This window comes from Parabacteroides sp. D25, assembly GCF_000307475.1.
GTDB classification, from domain to species: Bacteria; Bacteroidota; Bacteroidia; order Bacteroidales; family Tannerellaceae; genus Parabacteroides; species Parabacteroides distasonis.
The window spans coordinates 337,410-363,644 of record NZ_JH976504.1 but is presented as its reverse complement, the minus strand read 5'-3'; the positions used below and the strand labels follow the sequence as shown (position 1 = coordinate 363,644).

Sequence of the window (26,235 nt, the reverse complement as noted above, 5' to 3'; positions counted from 1 at the left end):
AAACGATCGTTTCAACTAGTCGTTTTATGAAAAAACATTTAGACCATAAGTATTATAGATGAGTAATAGCTACAAGCTGTGATGTTGTGTCTATATGAAAAAATCAAATTGTTAAGTAGATTGTGTTTTTTGATTTATACCTTAAATTCTAATTTTATGAGTAATGTAGTATTTTGGAGACAGGTGTTTCTGGGAGCCTCTTTATTCCTTTGCGGCGGATATCCCATCATCGCTGCGGAAGTTGGCGATTTAACACCAAACGTAGGAACTCGTAGCCTACAACAAGATGGACGTAGAGTCATTTGTGCTATTTCAGACAAAGCCGGACCAATTGTAGGGGCAAATGTCCTTGTTAAAGGAACCACTATCGGAAATATCTCCGATATGGACGGACGTGTTATTTTAGAAGGTGTGCCTAGTAATGCGATTTTAGTTGTGTCTTACATTGGCTATGTCAGTCAAGAAATTCCTTTAAAAAGTAGTCAGACGAATGTGAGGATTCAATTGGTGGAAGATACTCAAGCTTTGGATGAAGTGGTAGTAGTTGGATATGGTACGCAATCGAAGAAGGACATTACCGGTTCTGTTGCTGTTGTTTCTACAGACGCTATCCACGAGACTCCGGTGGCGACTTTCGCCGAGGCTTTGCAAGGAAAAGCATCCGGTGTGTATATCTCTAATTCCGGAGGTCCCAGCGGTGAGACTACGATCCGTATTCGTGGTGTGGGTTCTCTTAATAGTTCAGACCCGTTGATTGTTGTGGATGGTGTATCCGGGGTGGATATCAGTTCCGTAAACCCGAATGATATTGAGTCTATGCAAGTGTTGAAGGATGCTTCAGCTACCGCTATTTATGGTGCACAAGGTGCGAATGGCGTAATTATCATTACGACGAAGCAGGGTACGCGTGCTGATCGTGTTCGTGTCTCTTATAATGGATATTTTGGTGTCGCTAAGATGGCTAACAGCGGTTATGATTTGTTGAACGGTTGGGAATCGATGGAATTCGAGGAATTAGGACAGCAGAATCTGTATAACTATCGTGGTTTGGCAACCTCTCATCCTCAATTCGGGCAAATCGCCGCTACGGGTGGTAAAGGTATTTCGATGCCTTATGCGATTAAGCCGGCCGGTTATAGCGAACAGCAGATTATTGATATGTATGGGAGCGTAGAGGCTTGGGAAAAGTCGTATGTAGACGATGGAAGCAGCTCTTGGGCCCGATCCGCATATTATCAGATGTTGGCCGACGGTTATTCCGATGCGGAGGCTCGTAAGGGTACCAATTGGTACGATGAGATTGTACAGACCGGAAAGATCCAAGATCACCAGATCTCTTTGGTGGGTGGTGGCGAGAAAGCTACTTATTCTGTCTCTTTGGGTTATACAAATCGAGAGGGTACGATCCAGAATTCTTATTTCAAACGTTACTCTTTACGTACGAATACGACCTATAATCCTAATAAGTATTTCACGATGGGCCAAAATACGAACCTTGCCGCTATGGAAACGGGAGGAGAGTCTGGTCGTCAAGGAGACGCGAACACGTTCGCTAAGACTTATACCATGAATTCGTGGGTACCTATATATAATGTAGGAGGTGATTATACGGGATCCGTGGCACCTAATGCGGGCCGTGATATTTCCGCCGTGCATCAGGTAGCTATGAATGAGAATGATTGGACACGCATGTTTCATGGACAGACTGCGGTTTTTGCCGAGCTTTCCAATCCTTGGATCGAAGGTCTGAAGCTTCGTTCTCAGTTTAGCGCTCGCTTGAATGGTATGTGGAGTTTGGAGATGACCGAACGTCAAAATATGGCGAACAAAGAGGCTTCTGCCAACAATACATTGACTGAGACGGGCAACTGGCGTTTGAACTGGCAGTGGACAAATACGGCTACTTATACCAAGAAGATTCATGAAGATCATAATATTACCGTTGTTTTGGGTACGGAGGCTATCAAACAAGGTGTCGGCCGTTATATGCAAGGAACCCGTATCGATTACATCTTCGAGAGCGATCCGAATACTTGGACGCTGGATAATGGTTCTTCTTCTAATATAGGTAACTCTAGCCGTTATCAAAGAAAAGTGACTATGTTCGGCCTTTTCGGACGTGCGGACTATTCTTATAAGGGTAAATATTTGGCGACATTCACGATTCGCCGCGACGCTTCTTCCAAGTTTGGTTCCAAGAACCGTTGGGGTAACTTCCCTTCCGCCTCCTTGGGATGGCGTATGTCTGACGAGAAATTTATGGAGCCTACCCGGAAATGGTTGGATGACTTTAAGCTGCGTGCCGGTTATGGTACGACCGGTAATTCGAATATTGGTTCTTACAACTATGCGTTCCAGTATGGTACGGGAAATTATTATATGTATCCTATCACGGGATCGGATTCAGAGACTTCTCCCGGTTATGTGCTCTCGAACTTGGGTGACTCGGACGCTAAATGGGAAACCACAAAAATGTTTAATATAGGTTTCGACCTTACGGCTTTGAGTAACCGATTGACCGCCGGATTTGACTTTTATGTAAAGAATACCTCAGACTTGCTTGTGCCTGCTAACTGGTCTGCGCTGGTTGGTAACGCATCAAAGCCTAGTATCAATATCGGTGATATGAAGAACAGAGGTATTGATTTGTCCATTGGATGGAGGGACAAAGTTGGCGAGTTCGGTTATAACATCACGGCTAACATCTCAAGATACAAGAATGAGGTTACCCGGTTGGGATCTTCTGATTTGTTCAATGATACTCGTTTGAGCAAGGTGAATATTACTACGGTGGGCCAACCTGTCGGAATGTTCTACGGGTATCAGATTGATGGTATTTATCAAAATGAGCAAGATGTTATTTCCTCGGGCGTTCTGCCTTATGGTGTGGCTACGGAAAACGATTTGGTCGCTTCCGCATGGGTAGGCCGATATAAGATGAAAGACGTGAACAACGATGGTAAGATCGATGCGGATGACCGTACGATTATCGGTAATCCTCATCCTGATTTGACCGGAGGTTTCAATATCTCTTTGACTTGGAGAGATTTTGATCTAAGTACTTACATGTATTACTCGATTGGAAATGATTTGTACAAACACTACGAGTACTATACGATGTTTGGAAACTTGCAGTCTAATTATTCGAAAGATCGTTTGGCGAAATCTTGGGATCCGGTGAATAATCCGAACGGTATTTATCCTTTGTGGACAACGACCTCGACCGAGGGCCCCGAGGCTGGTAACGAATCGAACTCCAATTATGTGCAAGATGGTTCTTATCTTCGGATGCAGACGTTGACTTTGGGGTATTCATTGCCTAAGAAGTTGCTGAAGAAGATCGGTTTCGAGAAGATACGTGTATACGGCCAGATCAGTAACGTGTTTACGATAACCGGTTATGATGGATTGGATCCGGAGGTTCGTTCGCATACTTCGTTCGAGAACGAATATGTATCAAGCGATATGAATAAAGGTATCGATTATGGATCTTATGGTATGCCTCGTCAGTTCTTGATGGGTGTGAATGTGACATTCTAACGTATGTGCTTTATAAACGATTAATTTGAATTCATTATGAAAAAAGTTCTTATATATTTTGCGATGGCGGTGGTTCTTGCGTTAGGCAGCACATCTTGTTCCGATTTCTTGGAGATCGAACCAGTAGGTGCGGTTAATGAAACCAATTTAACGGATCAGGAAGGTATTAATTATCTTCTTACCGGCATGTATTCAGCGTTAAATATTCCGGCGGCTACGACTAACTCTTATTTTGGGGCAAGCTTGACAAACTATACGTATGGTGATGTGATGGGCGGTGACGCTAATAAGGGGTCAACGGCTGCGGACCAATCGGACTTCACGTTGTTGGAGACTTTTAGCTTTACGACCGATAATTCCTATATCAAGCGTAAATGGGTGGCAGTATACGATGCGGTGGCTCGTGCTAATAATGTCATGCATTTGGCCGGTTTGATTAAAGATGAGCTTTCCGCTATACCGGGACAGGAGAAAGATTTTTATACCGAGGCCATAGCCCAAGCTCGTTTCATGCGTGGTTTTTATTTGTTTGAGGGTATCAAGAATTTTGGGGCGGCTATTCCTTATGTATCTTTGGAGGATTATGAGTCGTCCGTGAACCCACTGATATCGAATGTGGATGAGAGCGGTAACTATATTTATATTTGGGAACAGGTGGCTGAAGATTTGCAGTATGCTTATGATAATCTTCCCGGCGCATGGCCGGAAGAGCCCGGTCGTGCCAACAAATGGGCGGCTGGAGCGTTTTTGGCGAAACTGAGAATATTCCAGTCTTCTCCCTATAATGGAACGAATGGAACCTCCAACAAATGGACGGAGGCTAAATCGATTTTAGAAACGGTTATCGCTAATGGTACGGATAGCAAGGGCACGAAATATACCTTGACCCCGAGTTATGAGACGCTTTACACGGCGGGCGAGAGCGACTGGACGGGCGAGTCTGTGTTTGACGTCCAGATGGCAATCTCCGGTACGCAGTATTATACCAACGCGATCAATGGTAACTCTCATATCTCATTGTCTGGCAAGATTGGTTCCGGCTGGGGATTCTACCAGCCTTCTTATGACTTGGTGAATGCGCATATGGTGGATGAGAATGGATTGCCTTATCTCGATAAGTCGTATCAAAGCAAAACCTCGGTTACGACAATTGATGGCGATAATGTACCTCATACGGATTTGACGGTTTATACGGATCCTCGGGTTGATGTATCTGCGGGTCGTTTCAATGTGCCCTATATGGATTGGGATATACCAGTTACTATCGATGGCTGGATTCGTGATTTGGCGAATGGCGGTCCGTTCTTGAATAAGAAGAACCTGCCGAAAAAGGCGGATAAGGGAGGCTTGAGCTTGACTACAACCGGTGGCTCAACTGCCAAGAACTTCCACTTGATGCGTGTAGCTGAGCTTTACCTGCTTTATGCTGAGGCTTGTATAGAAACGGGTGATATCAATACTGCCAGAGAATATATCAACAAAGTTCGCGCACGTGCCGCACAAAGTTGTATCATGGCTGCCGACGCGAATAACAATATGGCTTTAACTTCTTCTCCATATGTATTGGAGGATAAGGTGAGCGGAAATACCATTGCTAATACGGCGGCTAATTATCGCATCGGCTTGTATCCTGCGAGTGGCTGGACAGTGGATAAGGCGATAAAAGCCTTGCGTTTCGAGCGTAGGATCGAGTTGGCGATGGAGGGGCATCATTGGTATGATCTTGTGCGCTGGAATGCGGCTTCTGAGGAGCTGGGTAATAAAGGTTCGGGCTTCTTGGCTTATGAAAAGAGATATTTGCTGAAGTACCAATCGGCTACGTATCCGGATAGATTAGTGACACTTCCGATCCCTAACGATGAAATTGTCACCATGGAAGGCGTATTAGTCCAGAATGAGAACTGGAAATAAATTGTAAGTTGATAATCATTGTGGGCCGGGCATGTGATATGTCCGGCCTTTTGTATATTTGTACCGTGAATTCAACAACCCGGTGAGGTTCGGTGTTCTTAAGATAAACAATAAATGAGGATCATTATGAGATTGGTGTATATTTATCATAGCGGATTCGCTTTGGAAGCGGATGGCTTTTCGATCTTGATCGATTATTTCAAGGATAGCGATCCGGACCCGGCCAAGGGATACGTGCGTAGCGAACTCTTGAAGCGTGCGGGCACATTATATATATTAGCGTCGCATTTTCATCCGGATCATTTTCATCCGGAAGTATTGAAATGGAAAGAGCAGAAGCCGGATATCAAATATATCTTTTCCAAGGATATATTGAAGCGTCGGAGGGCCAAGGCTGATGATGCTATTTATTTGAAGAAGGGGGATGCCTATCAAGATGAACTTCTGACCATCAAGGCATTTGGTTCCACGGATGTGGGGATCTCTTTCCTGATAGAGACAGAAGGCAGACGGATCTTCCATGCCGGCGACTTGAATAATTGGCATTGGAAAGACGAGTCCACCCCGCAAGAGGTAGCCGAGGCTGAGGGTAATTACTTGAAGGAACTGGATATAATAGCGAAAGAAACCTCTGTGATGGATCTCGTCATGTTCCCGGTCGATCCTCGTTTGGGTACCGATTTCATGAGGGGCGCCCAGCAATTTATCGATCGTATAAAAACAAGCGTATTTGTCCCGATGCACTTTTGGGAACGTCCGGCGGAGGTTATGGCTTTCGGCCCTTACGCCGAATCGAAAGGATGTCGTTATATCGTATTGTCTGTTCCGGGAGAAGGGACGGATATATAATATATTATTAATGTATAGGTTATTTTAAACGCATAAATTTATTAGGTATGGAAGTTAAAGGTAGATTTGACCATTTCAATATTAATGTATTGGATTTGGATAAGAGTATCGCTTTTTATAATAAAGCGTTGGGATTGAAAGAGCACCATCGTAAGGTAGCGGAAGACGGTTCGTTTATCTTGGTTTATCTAACGGATGAGCAAACCGGTTTCTTGATGGAGCTGACTTGGCTGCGTGACCGGAAAGAACCTTATGAGCTAGGCGACAATGAGAGCCATCTTTGTTTCCGGGTAGCCGGCGATTATGAGGAGGTACGTAAATACCACAAGGAAATGGGAGCGGTTTGCTTCGAGAATACCAAGATGGGATTGTATTTTATTAATGATCCGGATGACTATTGGATCGAGATATTACCGTTGCGATAATTCTCCATTATTATATAACAATGTTGCTTAACATAAGTTTTCGAAAAAAGAAGATAAAATGACAGGAATCTGTAAAATTTTCTTCAAATCGTATTGCAACTTGTGTTAAACCTCTTATATTTGCTACCTAGAAAGAGGAAAATCATTATTAATCCTAAATATAAAATCATGGAGAAGCCTTATGTAGTAGGTATCGATATAGGTGGTACCAACACTGTTTTTGGTGTAGTTGACGCAAGAGGAACAATCTTGTATAGTGGATCAATTAAGACTGGTAAATATGCAGACGTTAATGACTATGTAGCGGAATTAGCTAAAGGTCTGAAGTCTGTTATTGATCAGGCTGGTGGTCCGGATAAGATTAAAGGTGTGGGTGTAGGTGCTCCGAACGGAAACTTTTTCAACGGATGTATCGAATTCGCTCCGAACTTGCCTTGGAAAGGTAAGATTCCTTTGGCTCAATTGATCAGCGAACAGATCGATGGTATTCCTGTTGCTTTAACAAACGACGCCAACGCTGCCGCTATCGGTGAGATGACTTATGGAGCCGCTCGCGGTATGAAAGATTTTATCGTGATCACTTTGGGTACTGGCGTGGGTAGCGGTATCGTAATCGGTGGTAACTTGGTATACGGACATGACGGTTTTGCCGGTGAGTTGGGCCACGTTATCATGCGTCGTAACAACGGTCGTCAGTGTGGTTGCGGTCGCCAAGGATGTCTGGAGGCTTATGCTTCAGCTACCGGTGTGGCTCGTACGGCTCGTGAATATCTGGAAATCCGTAAGGACGAGAGTGTTCTTCGCGACTTGGATCCGGATGAAATCACTTCAAAAGACGTATACGACGCAGCTATGAAGAATGATAAGATCGCTCTTGAGATTTTCGAGGCTACCGGCTCTATGTTGGGAGAGGCTTTCGCTGATTTCGTAGCATTCTCTAGCCCGGAGGCTATCATTTTGTTTGGCGGTCTTACGAAAGCTGGCGATTTGATCATGAACCCGATTAAACGTTCAATGGAGAAAAATATGTTGAAGGTTTACGCAGGTAAGACTAAATTATTATTCTCTCAATTGAAAGAGAGCGACGCTGCCGTATTAGGAGCAAGTGCTTTGGGTTGGGAAGTAAGAGACCAAAGCGCTGGTTTGGAAGTCTAAATCCGGTTTTACGTATAACGAAAAGACATTTGCGAAATAAGGCAAGCCGCATCTATATTTAGGTGCGGCTTGTTGTTTTTAATTGAATTATAAATCATAAAGTATGAGACATCCGTTGTATCAATTTCAGTTTTGCCCGGTTTGCGGGGCAAAAGCTTTCGTGGAACATAACGAGAAAGCGAAAAAATGTATGGCGTGCGGTTTTGTTTATTATTTCAACCCGTCGTCGGCTGTCGCTTGTTTCATAAAGAACGCTAAGGGGGAGTTATTGCTGGTTCGCCGAGGAAAAGAGCCGGCTAAAGGTACATTGGATTTGCCCGGTGGCTTCGTCGATATGTTTGAGTCGGGGGAGGAGGCCGCTCGCCGGGAAGTAAGGGAGGAGACGGGGTTGCATATCCAGAATTGCCGTTATTTGTTTTCCTTGCCTAATTTATATATGTATTCCGGCTTTGAGGTGCATACGCTGGATATGTTTTATGAGTGCTTGGTAGATGATTTCAATAACGTGCATGCGGAAGATGATGCCGCCGAGATCGTGATCCTTCGCCCGGAGAATGTGAATCCGGAAGACTTCGGTTTAGACTCTATCCGAAAGGCGGTACCAGCCTATCTTAGAAAATAACAATTAGGAAAATTGTACGAAAATGAAAGATGATATATCTTATCGTTGCAACATGATACATCTTGTCGTTGTAAGATAATACATCTTCTCCCTATAAGGTGTATCATCTTCCATAGAGATAATTTTAGAACGTGTTGTCCTAAATATTAATAGAACTTGCCTTCTGTTTGGCGCATATTACTTATATTTGCGAATTAGAACGAATAGGCACTGAAGTAAGTGCTTGTATTAAAAAGCAAATGAGTGATGAAAAGAATACTTATTCCGCTGTGTCTGGTAGTAGGCAGCCACATGGCAAGCGGGCAGAGATCGTATCAATTTGATGCGCCGAACCGTTTGTTTGTCGAAGGCAAGGAGTTGTTTAGTTTGAAGAATTATTCAGGTTGCATCGATAAGCTGGAGGCGTATAAACAGCATTCCACGGATGCCGACTTGATTCAAGAAGCCGATTATATGTTGGTCTACTCCGCTTATGAGCAAGGCCGTCCCAATGCCGTTGAGTTATTGAAAGATTATCTGGATGTGTACCCGGCTTCCCGTCATGCGGACGAGGTGAACTTCTTGATCGGTTCCGCCCATTTCGGACAGGGAGAGTATCAGAAAGCTATCTTTTGGTTTAACGAATCGAACATTGATATGCTAAGTCCGGAACAACAGGAGGCTTATTGTTTCCGTCTGGCTTATTCCTTGTTGCAAATCGGGGATATGGAGAAGGCCCGTGGTTATTTCGCACGGATCGAGCAGATTGGAACGAAGTACCGGGAAGCGTCTACCTATTATGTCGCTTATATCGATTACGCAACCGGTAAATACAACAATGCCTTGGTGGAATTTACCCGCTTGAAGGACTTGCCTGATTATAAAGAGCGATCCTTGTACTATATCACGCAAATTTATTTTATCCAGAATAAATACGAGAAAGTGATCAGCGAAGGTAAGGAATTGCTAGCCTCTTATCCGGATAGCGAGAACAATAGCGAGGTTTACCGTATCATGGGTAACGCCTACTATCATCTGGGAAATGAGGATCAGGCGATTAATATGCTGAGTAAATATGTATCCTCGACGGATAGCCCGTTGAGGGGCGATTTATATATCTTGGGCGTATGTTATTACAATAAGGGTAATTACAGTAGCGCCGTGAACGCTTTGGGGCGGACCGTACGTGAGAACGATGCCCTTTCGCAGAACGCTTATCTGTATCTGGGGCAAAGTTATCTGAAATTAAAAGATAAGAATAACGCCCGTATGGCCTTCGAGGCTGCCGCGACTTCTTCTTTCGATAAGCAAGTGAAAGAGGCGGCTATGTATAATTACGCTTTATTGATCCACGAGACCGCTTTCACGGGCTTTGGCGAGTCGGTGACAATCTTCGAGGATTTCTTGAATGATTTTCCGAATTCCAAATATGCCGATAAGGTAAACGATTATCTGGTGGAGGTTTATTTGACTACCAAGAACTATCAAGCGGCTCTGAACTCTATCGATAAGATCAAGCATCCGAGCACGAAGATCTTGGAGGCGAAGCAAGATATCTTATTCCAGTTGGGAACGCAGGCGTTCACGAATATGGAATTGGATAAGGCGGTCGATCTTTTCAGCCGTGCGATCTCGTTGGGCGCTTATAATCTGGAATCTCGTAACGACGCTTATTTCTGGCGTGGGGAATCTTATTATCGCCAAGGTGAGTATAACAAGGCGATTTCCGATTATCGTACCTATTTGAATAATACCCGCCAACGTAATACGGATATGTATGCCTTGGCACATTATAACTTAGGTTACAGCTACTTCAAATTGAAAGAGTATGGCGAGGCGTTGAACCGTTTCCGTCAATACGTGAATTTGGAAAGCAATCAGCAGACTCCGGCTTATGCGGACGCTTATAATCGTATCGGCGATTGTTTATTCCACAACCGTCAGTTCGCTATGGCGGAAGAGAATTATACCCGTGCGGCGCAATTGCAACCGTCCGCCGGAGATTATTCGGTGTATCAGAAGGGCTTCTTGCTGGGATTGCAGAAAGATTATAAGGGAAAGATCAGCGTGATGGATCGCTTGATCCGTGAGTTCCCGGAATCACAATATGTGGATGATGCCTTGTTCGAGAAAGGACGTTCTTACGTGTTATTGGATAACAATCAAACGGCTGCGGCAAGCTTTGAGCAATTGATGCGTGATTTCCCGCAAAGCAGTCTGGCTCGTAAGGCCGGCGTACAGCTTGGTTTGATTTACTTCAACGACAATCAGCCGGAGAAAGCGGCCGACGCTTATAAGAGCGTGATTAGCAATTATCCGGGTAGCGAGGAGGCGAAAGTGGCCTTGCAAGATTTGAAGTCCGTATATATCGAGCTGAACGATATCAATTCGTTTGCCGCCTATGCGAATTCGTTAGGTGGAAATGTTCGTTTCGAGGTGAGTGAGCAAGACTCCTTGACCTATCTGGCGGCCGAGAAGTTATTTATGCGAGGCGATAATGAGGGCGCTCGTCGTAGCTTGACGAATTATTTGCAAACCTTCCCGCAGGGAGCGTTTAGCTCGAACGCTAATTTCTATTTGGCAAGTATCGCTTTTGCCAAGAAAGATCTGGAGGAGGCGAAACGTCTGTTCTCGTTGGTATTGGAGAGCGGTGATACGAAATTCAGGGAAGAGTCTTGGGCTCGTAAGGCTGAGATCGAGTATCTGGATAAGGATTACGCCGCCGCTATGGAAAGTTTCAAGCATCTACAGGCGGTAGCGGAGAATCCGGAGAATAAGGAGGCCGCTAAATTGGGCTTGATGCGTTGCGCCGAGTTGACCGGTCAGCCGCAAGAGGCTTTGCTTGCCGCCAACGATTTGCTGAAGGAACCGAAGCTATCTCCCGAGATTATGTCCGAGGCCCGTTATGTCCGTGCGAAGGCTTATATCAGCTTGAAGCAGGAGAACAAGGCGTTGGCCGACTTGAAGGAGATCAGCAAGGATACCCGTACGATACACGGGGCGGAGGCTAAATATCTATTGGCTCAATTGTATTATGATAATAAGGATGATAAGAATGCCGAGACTGTCTTGATGAACTTCATCGAGAACGGTACGCCTCACCAATATTGGTTGGCACGGGGCTTTATCTTGTTGGCTGATATTTATATCCGCCAAGGTGATGATTTCCAAGCTCGTCAATATCTGACCAGTTTGCAAAACAACTACAAGGGCGATGATGAGATCGCCGCGATGATCGAAGACAGATTGGGTAAACTAAAGAAATAAAAGAAAGCGATGAAGACTATATATAATGTAAAGGCGTTGTGTGTGGTAGCTTTGCTGGGTTCGGCTGCTGCTGCGAGTGCGCAAGAGGATGTTACGAAAGAAAAGAACCTGAACCGAGAGATGACGCTTGAACGGGAGTATGATCCTTCCGTGCAGGACGCTAGCAAGGTAAATACGCTTCCCGTGGTGAAAGAGCCGGAGGTTCGTAAGATCCCGATCGATTACTCGAATTATACGATCGCCGCCGATCCGCAGAAAGAGATTAGTTTGTTGCCTTCCGGAAATATCATGACGCAGATGGATTACAACAAGCGTCGGGGATATTTTAACTTTGGTATGGGTACGCGCATGAATATCAACGGAGACTTGGGCTATCATATCCTGAGTACTGAGAAGGATCAGCTGAATCTATGGTATTCGCATCGCTCCACGAACGGAAAGCCAAAGGATTATGATGTCAAGGCGAAAATCAATGACAACTTGGGAGGCATCAACTACAAGCACGCTTTCGAGAAGACGATATTCAGTATCGGAGCGAAGTACGGCTACTCCGCATTCAATTATTATGGGGCGGCATTGTCTGATCCTACATCCAGTTATGCCCCTTCGGAGGATTTGTTACAGAGAGATCGCGAAACCAACCAAGTGAACCAGACGATCGCTGCTACGATAGGTTTCGAGTCGAAGGAGGAGGCTGAGGTTGGCTATTTGTTGGACTTAGGTTATACTAATTTCTCGCATAAATATGGATTAAGTAGGGTGATGGACGGCCCTACGGAGCATACTCTAGAGGCAAAGTTTGATCTGAACGCTGGTTTCAATGGGAATATGCGAGTAGGCTTGGGCGGTTTGGTCGAATATTTCAATTACAGTTTGCCGGAGGTAGGAGGTTATGAATATGAGTTCAAGAACCATGTCGAGGCGATGTTGTCGCCTTATTATAAGGTAGAGGGTGATAATTGGAATTTAAAGCTGGGTGCGAACGTGATGCTGGCTACGGGCGACGAGACAAAATTCATGGCCTCTCCGAATGTAGCCGCCGATGTGGAGGTGGCCGACAAGACGGAGCTATACGTGAACGCTGGCGGCAAGATGTACTCCAACAGCATGTACGAGATGTCGCGTGTGAACCGCTACCTCTACCCGATGGCAGAACTATTGCCCTCGCGCAATTGGCTGGACGCTGTCTTGGGTATCCGGAGCGGCGTGGCACCGGGCTTTTGGTTTGATGTGTTCGCCGGATATAAGATAACGAGCGATGATGTGCTGTTTACTCAGTCTGATGTTTGGTCAGCGAATTATTTCGGCAGTTTCAGTGTTGCGGAGCCGGGTATCGACACGAAGCAACTTTTCGTGGGAGCCAACTTGAAGTATAGTTATCAACAATGGTTCGATATTGCTTTGAAAGGTGTATATAATAATTGGAAAGCGGAAACGGATGAAGGCGAGTTGCCTCATGCGTGGGGGAAGCCGGAAATGGAACTGAATGCGAACCTGACCGTCCGCCCGATTGAGAAATTATCTATCGCTTTGGATTATTATTTGGCTACCGGACGTTATGCGAATGTACGGACTTGGGGTGTCAATGGGAACACTGGTATGACGTACGATAAAATGAATGAGTTTAAGATGGATAACATCAACGAGCTAAACCTAACAGGTACCTATACCTTCAACGATACCTTTGGTGTTTATGCCAAGTTGACCAATATTCTTTGCCAGAAGTACGAACTGTATTACGGTTATCCGATGCAGAGTTTTAATGCGATGTTGGGCGTGAATATCAATTTCTGATATCCGGAGGACAGGAAGGATGGGCGACATAAATATCAAACAACTGGAAAGCCTTCGCTGGAGGATGCGGGTGATCGAGACGCTGACCGTGATCGGGACGGCGTGGATCGCCTTGGCGGTTTACCAGAAGAAGGAAGAACTGGTTTATTATTTGGTGGGAGCCGTAGTCCTTCTATTCCTGTTAAAGTATTATACGCAATTCCGTCTGCGAAAAAGACAGTTCGTCTCTAATCTCGTTGAACAGCGGACGATGGAATTGCGTTTCCAGCGGGATGCGATGCAAGCGGAGTCGGAGAAACTATCCCGTGCCCTTTCTGCCTTGGCGGACGCTCAAGACGAGTTGGTTCGTAAGGAACGTCTGGCATCGATCGGCCAATTAACGAAAGGTCTGGTAGACCGTATCTTGAATCCCTTGAATTATATCAATAACTTCGCTCATTTGTCTGCTGCATTAGCGAAAGATATCAAGCAGAATATCGATGAGGACGAAGAGACCGGTAAACACGATAATTATAATGATACGCAAGAACTGCTGGTTCTTTTGACTGGCAATCTGGATAAGATAGCCAAGCATGGTGATAACACGGTGCGGATCGTAAAAGCGATGGAAGAATTGCTGAAAGATCATTCGGCGAATCGAACCTGCGTGGATATTAATGATTTATGTAAGGTCAATCTGGATATCTTGCGAAAGAATTATGCGAAGGAGATCGAGAAGAATCAAGTAGATCTATCATTCTCCGGGCTTTCCGTACCGTTGACAATCGAGGTGAATATCGATCAGATGGGAAAAGCCTTGTTGCAGATATTGGATAATAGTATATATGCGGTCTTGAAAAAGCTCGGGGAACCGGGATATCAGCCTTCTGTCTCGTTGGTATTGCGTATTCAAGCGGATAAGTTGCAAGTGGTTATCCGTGATAATGGCGTCGGTATAGAAGAAACGATAAAGACGAAAGTCTTTTCTCCGTTCTTTACCACCAAACCGACCGCGGAAGCGGCAGGAACAGGTCTTTACTTGAGTCGGGAGGTCGTGTTGAACCATAAGGGTACGATCGCTATCGAGTCGGAGAAAGATAAATATACGGAAGTTACGATTACGTTGCCTATTTATAGTTAGGAAAGGAGGTTCATCATGATACAGGATTTACATACCGAGATCGATCGGTTAAAAAGGCGGATTAAACTTTGCGAGCGGGTTACGCTGGGTAGCTTGGTCGGTATTTGTGTATCTGTGAAGTTCGGTCATCAAGAATGGATCGGATTGCTTTTCTTGATTCTGTTTTGCCAGATCTCTAAGTTGGTTTTCAAGCGGAAACTCAAACAAAAAGAGTATTTGGTAAAAGAGGTAGAGGAGCGTACGCAGGAGATCCGTTCGGAGAAAGACGCGATCCAAGAGGAATCCGAGAAATTGGCGGCCGCTTTGAAAGCCTTGGGTGAGGCGCAGGACGAGCTGGTCCGTAAGGAACGGATGGCTACCGTAGGACAATTGACTCAAGGTTTGGTGGACCGCATTTTGAACCCTCTGAATTATATCAATAACTTTGCGAATTTGACATCGGGGCTGGCCAAGGATCTCCGGGAAAATCTGGATAGTCAGAAAGAGCATCTGAAACCGGATGTGTATGACGACTCGGTTGATTTGTTGAATATGATGACCAGTAATTTGGAGAAGATCTCCGAGCATGGTTTCAATACGGTCCGTATCGTTAAGGCGATGGAGGAATTGCTGAAAGACCGAAGAGGTAATCTTACGCTTACCAACATAAACGGATTATGCCGGATCGCCTTGGATAAATTGAAGAAAACGTATGAGCAGGATATTCAAGAGAAGAATATCCGGATTATTTTCGATAATTTGACGCTGTCTTTGATGATGGAGGTAAACGTGGAGCAGTTCAGTAAGGTTCTGGCCGGGATATTGAAAAATTCCATGTATGCCCTGTTGAAGAAATCGGAGACCGTGACTTTTAGTCCGGAGATATTCCTTGGATTGAAGGTCAATAAGGATATGCTGGAAATAACGATCCGGGATAACGGGTCCGGTATTGACGAGAATATAAAAGATAAGATATTCGCTCCTTTCTTCACGACAAAGACAACGGGGGAAGCGGCTGGCGTAGGGCTTTACCTATGCCGTGAGATCGTGCAAAACCATCGGGGAACCATCGAGGTGGAGAGTAAGAAAGGAGAATATACCCAGTTTCTAATTACGATCCCTGTATATCAACCGAAAACAATTACACCGCCTAAAGAGGAGGAATAGATATGGAAGACCAGAGTAAGGAAATAGAACGGCTACGTTTGCAAGTGAAGAACTTAGAGAAATTATCTTCTTTAGGTATGTTGAGTGCCGGGATCGCACATGAGATCCAGAATCCGCTCAACTTTGTCATCAATTTCAGTAAGCTGTCCTCTAAGTTAGTGGATGACTTGGAAGATATATTAGAAGAAGAGAAAGATGTCTTGCCTCCGGAATCTTGGGAGAAGCTGACCGCCTTGCATGAGGAGTTTAGCGAGATCGTTAACGATTTGCATGGTAACTTGAAGAAGATCGAGGAACATGGAAACCGGGCGACAAGTATCATCCGGGGTATCTTGCTTTATTCCAGAGGGAAGGATGACGAGTACATCCCTACGGATATCAAGAATCTGGTGAAGGAATATGTTTGGCTGGCTTATCATTCGATGCGAGCGAACTATAAAGGTTTCAATATTGCGATCCGGGAGCATTACGAGGAGGGACTTCCGATGCTGAAAGTGATCCCGCAGGATTTGAGCCGTGCGGTATTGAATGTCATGAATAACGCTTGCTATGCGGTCTATAGTAAATCCAAGCTCTCGCCGATCGGGTATGAGCCGGTTATATCCGTGGATCTACGGAAGGAGGGAGATTCTTTAAGATTAAGTATCGAGGATAATGGTATCGGTATGCCGGAGGATATCCGGGAGCAGATATTCTCCGCGTTTTTCACCACGAAACCGGTGGGAGAGGGAACTGGCTTGGGGCTATCTATCACTCGATCCATTATAGAGGAGAAGCATGACGGGAAGATAGAGGTGGAATCGAAAGAAGGTGAGTTTACCCGTTTCATATTCCTTATTCCATTAACGAAATAAACAGAAGAATTATGGCGATCAAGATATTAAGCGTAGACGACGAACAGGATCTGGAAGCGTTGCTAACCCAATATTTCCGTCGGAAGATCCGTAAGGGAGAGTATGAGTTCTCCTTTGCCCATAACGGTTTGGAGGCGTTGAGGATGATGTTGGACCATCCGGACTTTGATATCATATTGAGCGATATCAATATGCCGGAGATGGATGGCTTGACATTGCTGACGAAGATTAACGAGATGCGTAACCCGGCCTTGAAATGTATCATCGTATCGGCTTACGGGGATATGGAGAATATTCGTACCGCCATGAACCATGGTGCTTTCGACTTCGCTACCAAGCCGATCGATATGGAGGATCTGGAACGTACGATCGAGAAGGCGGTCGAGCAGATCTCTTTTATCAAGGAGGCCCAAAAGGAACATCATCAGCTAGAGGAGATACAATACGATTTGAACGTGGCACGTGAGATACAGCAATCGATCTTGCCGAAGCAGTTCCCTCCGTTCCCGCAATATAAGCAATTCGATCTCTATGCGACCATGAGCGCGGCGAAGGCCGTGGGGGGTGATTTCTATGATTTCTTCTTGGTGGACGATAATCATCTGGGCTTTACGATCGCCGACGTGTCGGATAAAGGGATTCCCGCCGCTATTTTCATGGCGATCAGCCGTACGGTGATCCGTGCTACGGCGCTTAGGCAGCTTTCCCCGGCGGTCTGCATGAAGGAATCGAATGATCTATTGTGCCGTGAGAGTGTCAACGGGATGTTTGTCACTACTTTTTACGCGATCTTGAATATCCATACGGGCGACGTGGTGTATTGCAATGGCGGGCACAACCGTCCGGTTTGGATTCGTAAGAACGATAAGGTATCTCTTTTGCCAATGACTGGTGGGATGGCCTTGGGAGTCGTGCCGGGATTAGCTTATAAAGAACAATCCTTGAAACTGGAAGCGGGAGACAGCTTGTTCCTCTATACGGATGGAATCAGTGAGGCGATGAACCTGCGGAACGAGCAATATGGAGATATCCGTTTGGTAGAGGCTTGTAGCTCCGTGAAGAACCAATCTCCCAAAGCCATGATCGAAGGTATATCCGAATCCGTCCAATCATTCGTGAACGGCGCTACGCAGAGCGATGATATTACGATGTTGGCGCTGACTTATAAAGGGCAGATTTTATGAGAACGAGGGTGTGACGGATTTAGAAGTGACTATTCGGAAATGTTACTGATTGTAACTACTAAATTTAAAAGAGAGCCGTGTCAAACTCTATTCTTGAGTAATGACACGGCTCTTTTTGTTCTGATCATCGGATGAGAGGCTGATTAGCATCATTCGGAAGGCTTCCAGTCCTTCATTTGTTCTATGATATAGGCTATTGCTTCCTCGTCTGAGTCGTAAACATGATATTCTAAGCTGACGTTTTTATCAGGTGATAGCTCTTCTTGATAATAGAACTCACTTTTTGGGAAGATTGTATCATCGTCAGCGATATCATCCGGATAAAGGATCGTTGCGTGTAATAGATTGTCTCCATCCGTTTTTAAATAAAAACGACCACCTAGCTGCTCATGTACCAATAGCTGATCGGGGGTGATTAATCCATTTCCTTGAGATTCATACATGTATTTATGTCCGACAAGTAATAGTATGTTCCCTAGTCCTTTCTCTCGTTGATAAGCGTTCCATTTCTGCCATAGAGTGTCTTTGCTACTTATCTGTATTGGAATATATAGCTTACTGTCATGGAACCAAATAGTTGAGGGCGAATCAGCAAGATAGGATTTCCCTTCTTGCATTATTTCTGTCGAGCCATCTTTCTTTGTAAATGTCTTGGATGTCTTTATTGAGAAGAATCGGTTTTCCATTGTTACTCGAAATTCTTCTCCACTCAGTTCATCGTCTTTATCGCATGTACAGAAAAAGACCAAGGAGAACATAGATAGCATGAGGTATTTAAATAGTGATGTATTCATAATTAAAAGGATTATTTTAACATATAACGTTCTGTGTCATAAGTGGTATTTGATACCCAATCGCTATAGGAGCTAGCCTCGAGCCATAAATAATCATACGAGCCATCGTATCCCCAGTTGATTCCTAATTGATGTGTCTCCCAACCATCCTCGTAATTAGCAATATACATGATAGTATCCTCTTTGTATATGTAAGGAGTCAATGTATAACTTGTCAGGACACGGGCCTGCTTTCCTTGAAGTTTAATTTGGGAAATATAATTTCTTAAATCTTTGACAATTGCAGGTTCATTTTCGTTTATGGATAAATTCCCGGATTTTGTTTGAGTAATATTTTGCGTACCGATCATGTCCAAATCTTCCGATAAGTTAGTACATGAAGATAAGCCTGCTAATAATGTGAAGGTTAATAATGTTTTTTTCATGATGATTTAATTTAAAAGATTAATCTTATAGCCTTTTACATAAATGGAGTTTATTCTTTCCTCTTGGCTGCCGCCTTCGCCGCGCCGACGCGCTGGTTGTAGAGGGCGGTGGTCTCGTCGATAAGGGCGTTCAGCTCGTTGACGAAGCGGGCGGTCTCGGCGGTGGGAGCCGCTACGCTCTGCACGAAGGCGATCGTGGTCATATCATCGTAAAGGTCGTCCATACGTAGGCGTACGACCGCGCTCGCCTCTTTGATGGAGGCTGCCCTGTTGCCGGTGCGCTGGGCGGTCAGTTTCGCGTATTCGTCGTTCGCCGCACGGAGGCTATCTAGTATCTCTTTCAGCCCCAATGTCTGTATCAGCGCCGGAACCCCCTCCTTGTCGAGATCTAGCAAAAGACCCTGTATCTGCGCCGTCTCTTGCTGGTTGGCCGATTTATAGATGCCGATATAGGGTTTGATAATATTGTAGACAGTCTGTGCCGCCGTGCGTTGCGCCTCGATGGGGCTTTTCCTCATTTGCGACACCGAGGTGGTGAGATAGACCACGAGGTCGTCGCGTTGTTTGTCCAAGTCTAGCAACTGGGCGGTCTCGTCGCTGATGTGGGATTGGTTCACGAGGTCGGTCATTAGGGGCAGCTCCTTCTCGAAGGCCGTCTTTTGCGCGTCGGTGATGCCTAGCGGGTTATTGTCCAGACTGATCTCGTCGGGGCTTTCGGAGTCACCACCTCCCCCTCCGGCAGCGAACGCCAGCCGGTAGAAGGCGTTCATGAAGTTTGTGTACTCTGCGTTGTTCAATTTAGTCAGGCCCGCGGGTTTGATTTTCGTGTATGTTCCCATTTTTTTTTATTTAAGGTTTAACTTATTGTTTGTCCTCAGTGGCTAAAGGTAGGAATTAATTTGGATACTATGCTTATTTGGTAAATAATAGTCGCCGCCGGAGTCGGAACGGTAGCGAAGTGGGGGGCGAGGGGCGCCATACGTTTCGCTTTGCTTTGGAGTCGTGCGGCGGGGGTCGCCGTGCGTTTCGCTTAGCTTTGGGGTTATGCGGCTAGGGTCGCCATGTGCTTCGATACCGTTCCGACTCCGGCGGCGGGGGCCGTTCATCATCTTCTTAATGGTTGTACATATCCTTATTATAAAAATCCAGCACCTTGATCGCCATATCGTAGGCCGCTTGTGCCGGGCTTTCCGGATTGATCTCTATCGCTTGCAGGTAGCTGTTGAGGGCTAGGCGTACGTTGCCTAGTTTATAATGAGCTTTTCCGAGGAGAAACCAAGCCTCGTCGGATCTCGGTTGCTCCGTGAGGTAAGCGTCCAAGAGCCGGATCGCTTCTTCTAGTTTATTCTCTGAAATAAGTCGCTTTATCTCTTCCATATTTTTGAATAGCTTTTTGATTTTGTCCCGCGAAGGTAAATAGAAACGCATGACTATATATATAATGTATAGGAAAAAACGCTTTTTTAGTGATCGATATACTGCGTACGTTAATTATTTGTGTAAGTTTGCACCCGATTTCTAACCAGCAAAAAATAGATATGCAAAAGAATTTGGTAATAGTGGAGTCACCCGCCAAGGCAAAAACCATCGAGAAGTTCCTCGGAAAGGACTATAAGGTTATGTCTAGCTATGGTCATATCCGCGACTTGAAAACGAAAGATTTCAGTATAGACCTCGAACACAATTATGCCCCGGAATACGTGATTCCCTCTGATAAGAAGAAACTCGTGACCGAATTGAAGAACGAAGCCAAGAAAGCCGAGCAGGTTTGGTTGGCTTCCGATGAGGACCGGGAGGGAGAGGCCATCTCTTGGCATTTATATGAGGTATTAGGATTGAAACCTGAGAATACGAAACGTATCGTTTTTCATGAAATTACCAAGAACGCTATATTACATGCGATCGAGACGCCGAGAGATATCAATATCGATTTGGTGAACGCGCAGCAAGCCCGTCGTATCTTAGACCGTATCGTGGGTTTCGAGCTATCCCCCATTCTTTGGCGTAAGGTGAAGCCGGCTTTATCCGCAGGGCGCGTGCAATCGGTTGCCGTACGTCTGATCGTAGAGCGGGAGCGAGAGATCAACGAGTTTGTCTCGGAGGCCGCCTACCGTGTGATCGCTAGCTTTATCTTGCCGGATGGTACGACAATCCTCAAGGCGGAGCTGAACCGTCGTTTGAAAGATAAGGAAGAGGTGGAGGCATTCCTTGAATCTTGCAAGGACGCTTCTTTCACGATCGATGATATCTCGAAAAAGCCGGTGCGTAAAACACCAGCCCCTCCTTTTACGACATCTACCTTGCAGCAGGAGGCCGCCCGTAAGTTGGGTTATTCGGTCTCGCAGACCATGATGATCGCCCAACGCCTGTATGAGTCCGGATTGATCACGTATATGCGTACTGACTCCGTGAACTTAAGTGATTTGGCTTTGGGGACGGCAAAAGAAGCTATCTTGGATACCTACGGTGAGAAATATTATAAATTCCGTCAATATCATACCAAGAGCAAGGGAGCGCAAGAAGCGCACGAGGCGATTCGTCCGACCTATATCAGCAATGATGAGATAAGCGGGACCGCTCAGGAAAAGAGATTATACGAATTGATCCGCAAACGTACGATCGCTTGCCAGATGGCGGACGCCGAGTTGGAGCGTACGACGATCTCCGTAGGCATCGGCGGCAAGAAAGAGAAGTTCGTGGCTACCGGTGAGGTCATTACTTTCGACGGTTTCCTTCAGGTGTACCGCGAGAGTTTTGATGACGAGAATGAGAAGGAACAGGAAAACGGCCTTCTTCCTCCGGTTACCTTGAACGAGGTATTGAGTATGAAGGATATAGTCGCTACCGAACGTTTCACGCAACGTCCTCCCCGCTATACGGAAGCAAGTTTGGTTCGCCGTTTGGAGGAATTGGGAATCGGTCGTCCTTCTACCTATGCGCCTACGATCCAGACGATTCAGAATCGAGAGTATGTCGTGAAAGGGGATAAGGAAGGAACGGAGCGTACTTATAATATCATAACCTTGGCTCAGCATACGATCAAGGAAGTCCAAAAGACGGAGATCGTAGGGGCGGACCGGAATAAGTTGATGCCAACCGATATCGGTACGGTCGTGAATGATTTCTTGATGGAGTATTTCCCAGGCGTTATGGATTATAACTTCACGGCGAGCGTGGAGAAGGAATTCGATGCCGTAGCGGAAGGCGAGATGGTATGGACGGATGCGATCGATAAATTCTATAAACTATTCCATCCGATCGTGGAAGAGGCAGCCTCTGTCCGTACGGAGCATAAAGTGGGTGAGCGTGAATTGGGTATCGATCCGAAGAGCGGCAAACCTGTTTTCGTGAAGATCGGTCGTTATGGCCCAGTCGTACAGATCGGGCAGGCGCACCCAGAGGATAAAGAGGCTCCTAAACCTCAGTTCGCAACCTTGATGAAGGGGCAGTCTATCGAGACGATTACTTTGGAAGAAGCCTTGAAATTGTTTGATCTACCCCGTACGATTGGTGAATATGAAGGTAAGGTCATGGTTGCCGCTGTCGGACGTTTTGGCCCGTTTATCCGTCATGACGGAAAGTTCGTATCCATACCGAAGGGCTTGAATCCTTTGTCGATAACAGCCGAGGAAGCTATCGAGTTGATCGAGGCAAAAAAACAAAAAGATGAGCAACGATTTATCAAGAAGTTCGATGAGGATCCGGAAATGGAGATCTTGAATGGTCGCTTCGGCCCTTATATCTCTTATAAGAAAAAGAATTACAGAATCCCTAAGACGATAGAGAAACCAGAGAACTTGACCTTGGAGGAATGCCAGAAGATAATCGCCGAGGCGGGAGAAAAACCTGCTGCGACGAAGAAACGTACGACACGGAAAAAGGCTTGATTATAGCTCTAAAAATTCATAGTTATGATTTACTAAACTCATAACTATGAATTTTTCAAAACATAACTATGATTTTTTAGACATCGATGCCCGTAAATTCTTTTAACGCATATCCGATCAAGAAGCTTAATGCGGCCACGCTAAAACTAAGTACTGCCATCTCGGTAAAACGCTTCCGGAAACTCTCGCTTCTCGCTATGGAATAATAATAGTTGAAAAGGGCGATGATACTCAACGCTATGATGAGCATAAGCCCTAAAGCCATTAATACGTTCGATATAAAGATAAATGGAGCGACCAAGGCGACTACCGTAAAGATATAAGCTATTCCCGTATAGATCGATGCCTTGACGGGATGTTTCCCGTTTTCATTTCCATTCTCGGACTTGGTAGATAGATATTCGGAGGAAGCCATGGATAATGCGGCGGCTATTCCAGTGATGCTTCCGGTCAAAGCTATTAATCTAGAGTCGCTCAAGGCAAGGGTAAAGCCAGCTAAAGCACCTGTAAATTCTACCAAAGCGTCATTTAGCCCCAGTACGACAGAACCCATATATTCCAACCGTTCCTCATTGATCAAGGCGATCAACCTCTGCTCATGCTCATCCTCGTCACGTGCGATTTGTTGCAAATCCGGATACTCATCATAAGAGGCGTAATCATTCTTGGCGCTTTCCTCGCTACCTTCCATTAGCTTAATGGCGAAAGTAATCCCCAAGATACGTGCCAACCAGTAGTATTTGGTGACACGTAATTTATTCGGGGAGATCTCTTGCCCCGTATACTTTTTCAGGATCGTATAATGTCCTTTCTCGTCATTCGCTATCTGTAGTAATACTTCCTTGTTGCTTGGATCTTTCTCGATAGCGGCGAGTTGCGTATAGAGAAGGCTCTCCGTGATTTCATTTTGTTGAAATCGAAGGAGAGCCTTTCTTGTTTTCTCGTTTATGTTCATCTTCTATCGTTACATTCTTTCCGGAACCTCGATGCCTAATAAATCCATACCGGATTTCACGATCTTAGCTACATTGGCGGATAAGACTAAACGGAAGTTCTTCAATTCCGGATTCTCTTCGCGAAGGATGGAGAAATCGTGATAGAATTGATTGTATTCCTTTACCAGATCATAAATATAGTTGGCGACACAGGCCGGGCTGTATAGCTTACCTGCCTCTTTCACGATCTCCGCATAATCGGCGATCATTTGGATCAGGTTCTCTTCTTTCTCGGAAATGGCGAAAGTAAGCGGTAACTGCTCCGGTAATACGATGCCCTGTTCCGCCGCTTTGCGCAATACGGAACGGATACGGGCGTAGGTATATTGGATGAATGGTCCCGTATTCCCATTGAAGTCGATAGACTCTTTCGGGTTGAACGTCATATTCTTGCGAGGGTCTACCTTTAATATGAAATATTTCAAGGAGCCAAGACCTACGATTCGGGCGATATTCTCAGCCTCTTCCGGAGTCATCTCGTCCAATTTCCCTAATTCTTGGGAAATCTCACGTGCGGTACTGATCATCTCGGCCATCAAATCATCGGCATCTACGACCGTTCCCTCACGGCTCTTCATCTTACCTTCCGGTAGCTCTACCATTCCGTAGGAGAAGTGGACCAATCCTTTGCCGAACTCGAAGCCTAACTTATCCAATAAGATCGATAATACTTGGAAGTGATAATTCTGCTCGTTCCCTACCACATAGATCATCTTATTGATCGGGTAATCGTCGAAGCGCAGCTTGGCGGTACCGATATCCTGCGTCATATAGACGGAAGTTCCATCCGCACGAAGCAATAATTTCTCATCCAGCCCGTCTTTCGTCAAATCAGCCCATACGGAGCCGTCTTCACGGCGATAGAAAATCCCTTTCTCTAGGCCTTCCATCACCTTACCTTTTCCTTCCAGATACGTTTGAGACTCGTAATAAATCTTATCGAAATCTACGCCCATCATCTTATAAGTCTCGTTGAACCCGGCGTATACCCAATTATTCATCATTTCCCAAAGCGCACGCACCTCTTGGTCTCCGGCTTCCCATTTACGAAGCATCTCACGGGCTTCCGCCATCAAGGTGGATTGAGCCTCGGCTTCTTCCTTGGTAAGGCCTTTCGCTTCTAACGCATGGGTCTCCTCTTTTAATTTGTTGCTGAATAATACGTAAAAGTCACCGATCAGATGGTCGCCCTTTTTTCCGGTAGACTCTGGGGTAGCTCCATTTCCCCATTTCTGCCAAGCCAACATGGATTTACAGATATGGATACCACGATCGTTTACGATATTCGTCTTTACGATCTGGTTACCGTTCGCTTTCATGATCTTCGATAAGCTGTATCCTAATAAGTTATTGCGGACATGGCCCAAGTGAAGCGGTTTATTTGTATTGGGAGAAGAATATTCGATCATAACCAAAGGCGACTGCTCGGTAACCGGAATGATACCGTAAGCGGGCTGCTCATTGATCGAGTTCAGTAAATCGATCCAGCAAGAGCAAGCGACCGTCAGGTTAAGGAATCCTTTGATTACATTGAATTCAGCTACCGCTGGCTCGTTTCTCAACAAGTACTCACCGATTTCCTGAGCGGTCTGCTCCGGAGATTTCTTCGACATGCGAAGGAATGGGAATACGACTAGGGTCAAGTGCCCCTTGAATTCTTTTTTCGTTTTTTGTAACTGCACTTGGCTAGCGGTGACATCCGCTCCGTACAGCTCTTTGATGCCGGCTATGATAGCTCCGGTAATCTGTTGTTCGATAACCATATTCGTCTAACTATAATTCGGATTTTATTTGCACGCGAAGGTACACAAAAAAAGGATACAATTTGCATCGTATCCTTCTTCTATAGAGAATAATGGTGTTTCTTATTTGATTAGCTCGTTCAATTCAGCACCAGCCTTGAACTTCACGGCCTTGCGAGCTGCGATTTCAATGGTTTCTTTAGTTTTCGGGTTAACACCTTTACGAGCGGCCTTCTCTGACACAGAGAATGAACCGAAGCCAAGTAGAGCGACTTTACCGCCTTCTTTTAATTCGTTAGAAACTGTGTCAACAAAAGCTTCTACTGCCTTTTTAGCATCCACTTTGCTGAGACCTGATTTTTCAGCGACTGCACTAATAAATTCTGATTTGTTCATGATGGTTTGACTGTTAATATATTAAACAAAACTATGATAACCGATAGACGGCTCCAAATGTAGTTTTATTTTGAAATATCACAAAAGAAAAACCTACTTTTTTTACCGATTTACATATGTTTTAGTATTATTATGGGCAAAAACGGCTAA

At 45.3% G+C, this 26,235-nt stretch carries 20 protein-coding genes; 13 read left to right on the top strand and 7 right to left on the bottom strand.

Annotated features, from left to right (window positions below; translation table 11 throughout):
* Positions 1-156 precede the first annotated feature (156 nt).
* The 12 genes from HMPREF0999_RS14305 (at position 157) to HMPREF0999_RS14250 (ending at position 17,846) form a co-directional block, all read left to right on the top strand.
* Positions 157-3,540: a SusC/RagA family TonB-linked outer membrane protein gene (locus HMPREF0999_RS14305; RefSeq protein WP_029257142.1), complete on the top strand. Its 3,384-nt coding sequence runs from the start codon at positions 157-159 to the stop codon at positions 3,538-3,540.
* A 36-nt stretch (positions 3,541-3,576) separates the two neighbouring features.
* Positions 3,577-5,451 (top strand): RagB/SusD family nutrient uptake outer membrane protein, encoded by a 1,875-nt coding sequence (locus HMPREF0999_RS14300; protein ID WP_005859287.1) that lies wholly within the window; start codon positions 3,577-3,579, stop codon positions 5,449-5,451.
* Between the two features lie 126 nt (positions 5,452-5,577).
* Positions 5,578-6,300, top strand: a complete 723-nt coding sequence (locus HMPREF0999_RS14295; RefSeq protein ID WP_008779243.1) for an MBL fold metallo-hydrolase — start codon at positions 5,578-5,580, stop codon at positions 6,298-6,300.
* 47 nt (positions 6,301-6,347) lie between these two features.
* Positions 6,348-6,725: a VOC family protein gene (locus HMPREF0999_RS14290; protein ID WP_005859283.1), complete on the top strand. Its 378-nt coding sequence runs from the start codon at positions 6,348-6,350 to the stop codon at positions 6,723-6,725.
* Positions 6,726-6,893: 168 nt separating this feature from the next.
* Positions 6,894-7,880 (top strand): ROK family protein, encoded by a 987-nt coding sequence (locus HMPREF0999_RS14285; RefSeq protein ID WP_005867650.1) that lies wholly within the window; start codon positions 6,894-6,896, stop codon positions 7,878-7,880.
* Between the two features lie 103 nt (positions 7,881-7,983).
* Positions 7,984-8,502 carry an NUDIX domain-containing protein gene (locus HMPREF0999_RS14280; RefSeq protein WP_005859279.1) on the top strand — a complete coding sequence of 173 codons (519 nt, stop codon included), beginning with the start codon at positions 7,984-7,986 and terminating at the stop codon, positions 8,500-8,502.
* Between the two features lie 246 nt (positions 8,503-8,748).
* Positions 8,749-11,748, top strand: coding sequence for a tetratricopeptide repeat protein (locus tag HMPREF0999_RS14275; protein WP_009276215.1), 3,000 nt, complete (start codon positions 8,749-8,751; stop codon positions 11,746-11,748).
* A gap of 9 nt (positions 11,749-11,757) precedes the next feature.
* Entirely contained in the window at positions 11,758-13,542 is a 1,785-nt protein-coding gene (locus HMPREF0999_RS14270; protein WP_008772738.1) for a TonB-dependent receptor, read from the top strand.
* A gap of 19 nt (positions 13,543-13,561) precedes the next feature.
* Entirely contained in the window at positions 13,562-14,662 is a 1,101-nt protein-coding gene (locus tag HMPREF0999_RS14265; protein WP_008779246.1) for a sensor histidine kinase, read from the top strand.
* 15 nt (positions 14,663-14,677) lie between these two features.
* The gene (locus HMPREF0999_RS14260; protein ID WP_009276213.1) at positions 14,678-15,808 is read left to right on the top strand and encodes a sensor histidine kinase; all 1,131 of its coding nucleotides are present in this window, start codon (positions 14,678-14,680) and stop codon (positions 15,806-15,808) included.
* A gap of 2 nt (positions 15,809-15,810) precedes the next feature.
* Entirely contained in the window at positions 15,811-16,662 is an 852-nt protein-coding gene (locus tag HMPREF0999_RS14255; protein WP_005867658.1) for a sensor histidine kinase, read from the top strand.
* A gap of 11 nt (positions 16,663-16,673) precedes the next feature.
* The gene (locus HMPREF0999_RS14250) at positions 16,674-17,846 is read left to right on the top strand and encodes a PP2C family protein-serine/threonine phosphatase (protein WP_008772735.1); all 1,173 of its coding nucleotides are present in this window, start codon (positions 16,674-16,676) and stop codon (positions 17,844-17,846) included.
* 149 nt (positions 17,847-17,995) lie between these two features.
* Here the strand turns inward: HMPREF0999_RS14250 and HMPREF0999_RS14245 are convergent, their stop codons facing one another.
* From HMPREF0999_RS14245 to HMPREF0999_RS14230, 4 genes are all read right to left on the bottom strand, one after another.
* Positions 17,996-18,640 (bottom strand): hypothetical protein, encoded by a 645-nt coding sequence (locus tag HMPREF0999_RS14245; RefSeq protein ID WP_008772734.1) that lies wholly within the window; start codon positions 18,638-18,640, stop codon positions 17,996-17,998.
* An 11-nt stretch (positions 18,641-18,651) separates the two neighbouring features.
* Positions 18,652-19,065 carry a hypothetical protein gene (locus HMPREF0999_RS14240; RefSeq protein ID WP_009276212.1) on the bottom strand — a complete coding sequence of 138 codons (414 nt, stop codon included), beginning with the start codon at positions 19,063-19,065 and terminating at the stop codon, positions 18,652-18,654.
* A gap of 50 nt (positions 19,066-19,115) precedes the next feature.
* Positions 19,116-19,904 (bottom strand): DUF6261 family protein, encoded by a 789-nt coding sequence (locus HMPREF0999_RS14235; RefSeq protein ID WP_009276211.1) that lies wholly within the window; start codon positions 19,902-19,904, stop codon positions 19,116-19,118.
* Between the two features lie 274 nt (positions 19,905-20,178).
* A complete protein-coding gene (locus HMPREF0999_RS14230; RefSeq protein ID WP_005859264.1) occupies positions 20,179-20,442 on the bottom strand; it encodes a tetratricopeptide repeat protein in 264 nt (87 codons plus the stop codon).
* Between the two features lie 161 nt (positions 20,443-20,603).
* Between HMPREF0999_RS14230 and topA the strand changes: the two genes are divergently transcribed.
* Positions 20,604-22,952 carry a type I DNA topoisomerase gene (gene topA / locus HMPREF0999_RS14225; RefSeq protein ID WP_008772731.1) on the top strand — a complete coding sequence of 783 codons (2,349 nt, stop codon included), beginning with the start codon at positions 20,604-20,606 and terminating at the stop codon, positions 22,950-22,952.
* Between the two features lie 76 nt (positions 22,953-23,028).
* Here topA and HMPREF0999_RS14220 read toward each other — a convergent pair whose 3' ends face one another.
* The 3 genes from HMPREF0999_RS14220 to HMPREF0999_RS14210 form a co-directional block, all read right to left on the bottom strand.
* Positions 23,029-23,907, bottom strand: a complete 879-nt coding sequence (locus tag HMPREF0999_RS14220; protein WP_005867660.1) for a VIT1/CCC1 transporter family protein — start codon at positions 23,905-23,907, stop codon at positions 23,029-23,031.
* Between the two features lie 9 nt (positions 23,908-23,916).
* The gene (gene argS / locus HMPREF0999_RS14215; protein ID WP_009276209.1) at positions 23,917-25,710 is read right to left on the bottom strand and encodes an arginine--tRNA ligase; all 1,794 of its coding nucleotides are present in this window, start codon (positions 25,708-25,710) and stop codon (positions 23,917-23,919) included.
* A gap of 102 nt (positions 25,711-25,812) precedes the next feature.
* On the bottom strand, positions 25,813-26,085 hold the full coding sequence (locus HMPREF0999_RS14210; RefSeq protein WP_005859256.1) for an HU family DNA-binding protein: 273 nt from the start codon (positions 26,083-26,085) through the stop codon (positions 25,813-25,815).
* Positions 26,086-26,235: the final 150 nt, after the last annotated feature.

Excerpts from the sequence above, each read along its gene's own strand:
- HMPREF0999_RS14305 (WP_029257142.1), top strand. The coding sequence starts at position 157 with ATGAGTAATGTAGTATTTTGGAGACAGGTGTTTCTGGGAGCCTCTTTA.
- HMPREF0999_RS14300 (WP_005859287.1), top strand. The coding sequence starts at position 3,577 with ATGAAAAAAGTTCTTATATATTTTGCGATGGCGGTGGTTCTTGCGTTA.
- HMPREF0999_RS14295 (WP_008779243.1), top strand. The coding sequence starts at position 5,578 with ATGAGATTGGTGTATATTTATCATAGCGGATTCGCTTTGGAAGCGGAT.
- HMPREF0999_RS14290 (WP_005859283.1), top strand. The coding sequence starts at position 6,348 with ATGGAAGTTAAAGGTAGATTTGACCATTTCAATATTAATGTATTGGAT.
- HMPREF0999_RS14285 (WP_005867650.1), top strand. The coding sequence starts at position 6,894 with ATGGAGAAGCCTTATGTAGTAGGTATCGATATAGGTGGTACCAACACT.
- HMPREF0999_RS14280 (WP_005859279.1), top strand. The coding sequence starts at position 7,984 with ATGAGACATCCGTTGTATCAATTTCAGTTTTGCCCGGTTTGCGGGGCA.
- HMPREF0999_RS14275 (WP_009276215.1), top strand. The coding sequence starts at position 8,749 with ATGAAAAGAATACTTATTCCGCTGTGTCTGGTAGTAGGCAGCCACATG.
- HMPREF0999_RS14270 (WP_008772738.1), top strand. The coding sequence starts at position 11,758 with ATGAAGACTATATATAATGTAAAGGCGTTGTGTGTGGTAGCTTTGCTG.
- HMPREF0999_RS14265 (WP_008779246.1), top strand. The coding sequence starts at position 13,562 with ATGGGCGACATAAATATCAAACAACTGGAAAGCCTTCGCTGGAGGATG.
- HMPREF0999_RS14260 (WP_009276213.1), top strand. The coding sequence starts at position 14,678 with ATGATACAGGATTTACATACCGAGATCGATCGGTTAAAAAGGCGGATT.
- HMPREF0999_RS14255 (WP_005867658.1), top strand. The coding sequence starts at position 15,811 with ATGGAAGACCAGAGTAAGGAAATAGAACGGCTACGTTTGCAAGTGAAG.
- HMPREF0999_RS14250 (WP_008772735.1), top strand. The coding sequence starts at position 16,674 with ATGGCGATCAAGATATTAAGCGTAGACGACGAACAGGATCTGGAAGCG.
- HMPREF0999_RS14245 (WP_008772734.1), bottom strand. The coding sequence starts at position 18,640 with ATGAATACATCACTATTTAAATACCTCATGCTATCTATGTTCTCCTTG.
- HMPREF0999_RS14240 (WP_009276212.1), bottom strand. The coding sequence starts at position 19,065 with ATGAAAAAAACATTATTAACCTTCACATTATTAGCAGGCTTATCTTCA.
- HMPREF0999_RS14235 (WP_009276211.1), bottom strand. The coding sequence starts at position 19,904 with ATGGGAACATACACGAAAATCAAACCCGCGGGCCTGACTAAATTGAAC.
- HMPREF0999_RS14230 (WP_005859264.1), bottom strand. The coding sequence starts at position 20,442 with ATGGAAGAGATAAAGCGACTTATTTCAGAGAATAAACTAGAAGAAGCG.
- topA (WP_008772731.1), top strand. The coding sequence starts at position 20,604 with ATGCAAAAGAATTTGGTAATAGTGGAGTCACCCGCCAAGGCAAAAACC.
- HMPREF0999_RS14220 (WP_005867660.1), bottom strand. The coding sequence starts at position 23,907 with ATGAACATAAACGAGAAAACAAGAAAGGCTCTCCTTCGATTTCAACAA.
- argS (WP_009276209.1), bottom strand. The coding sequence starts at position 25,710 with ATGGTTATCGAACAACAGATTACCGGAGCTATCATAGCCGGCATCAAA.
- HMPREF0999_RS14210 (WP_005859256.1), bottom strand. The coding sequence starts at position 26,085 with ATGAACAAATCAGAATTTATTAGTGCAGTCGCTGAAAAATCAGGTCTC.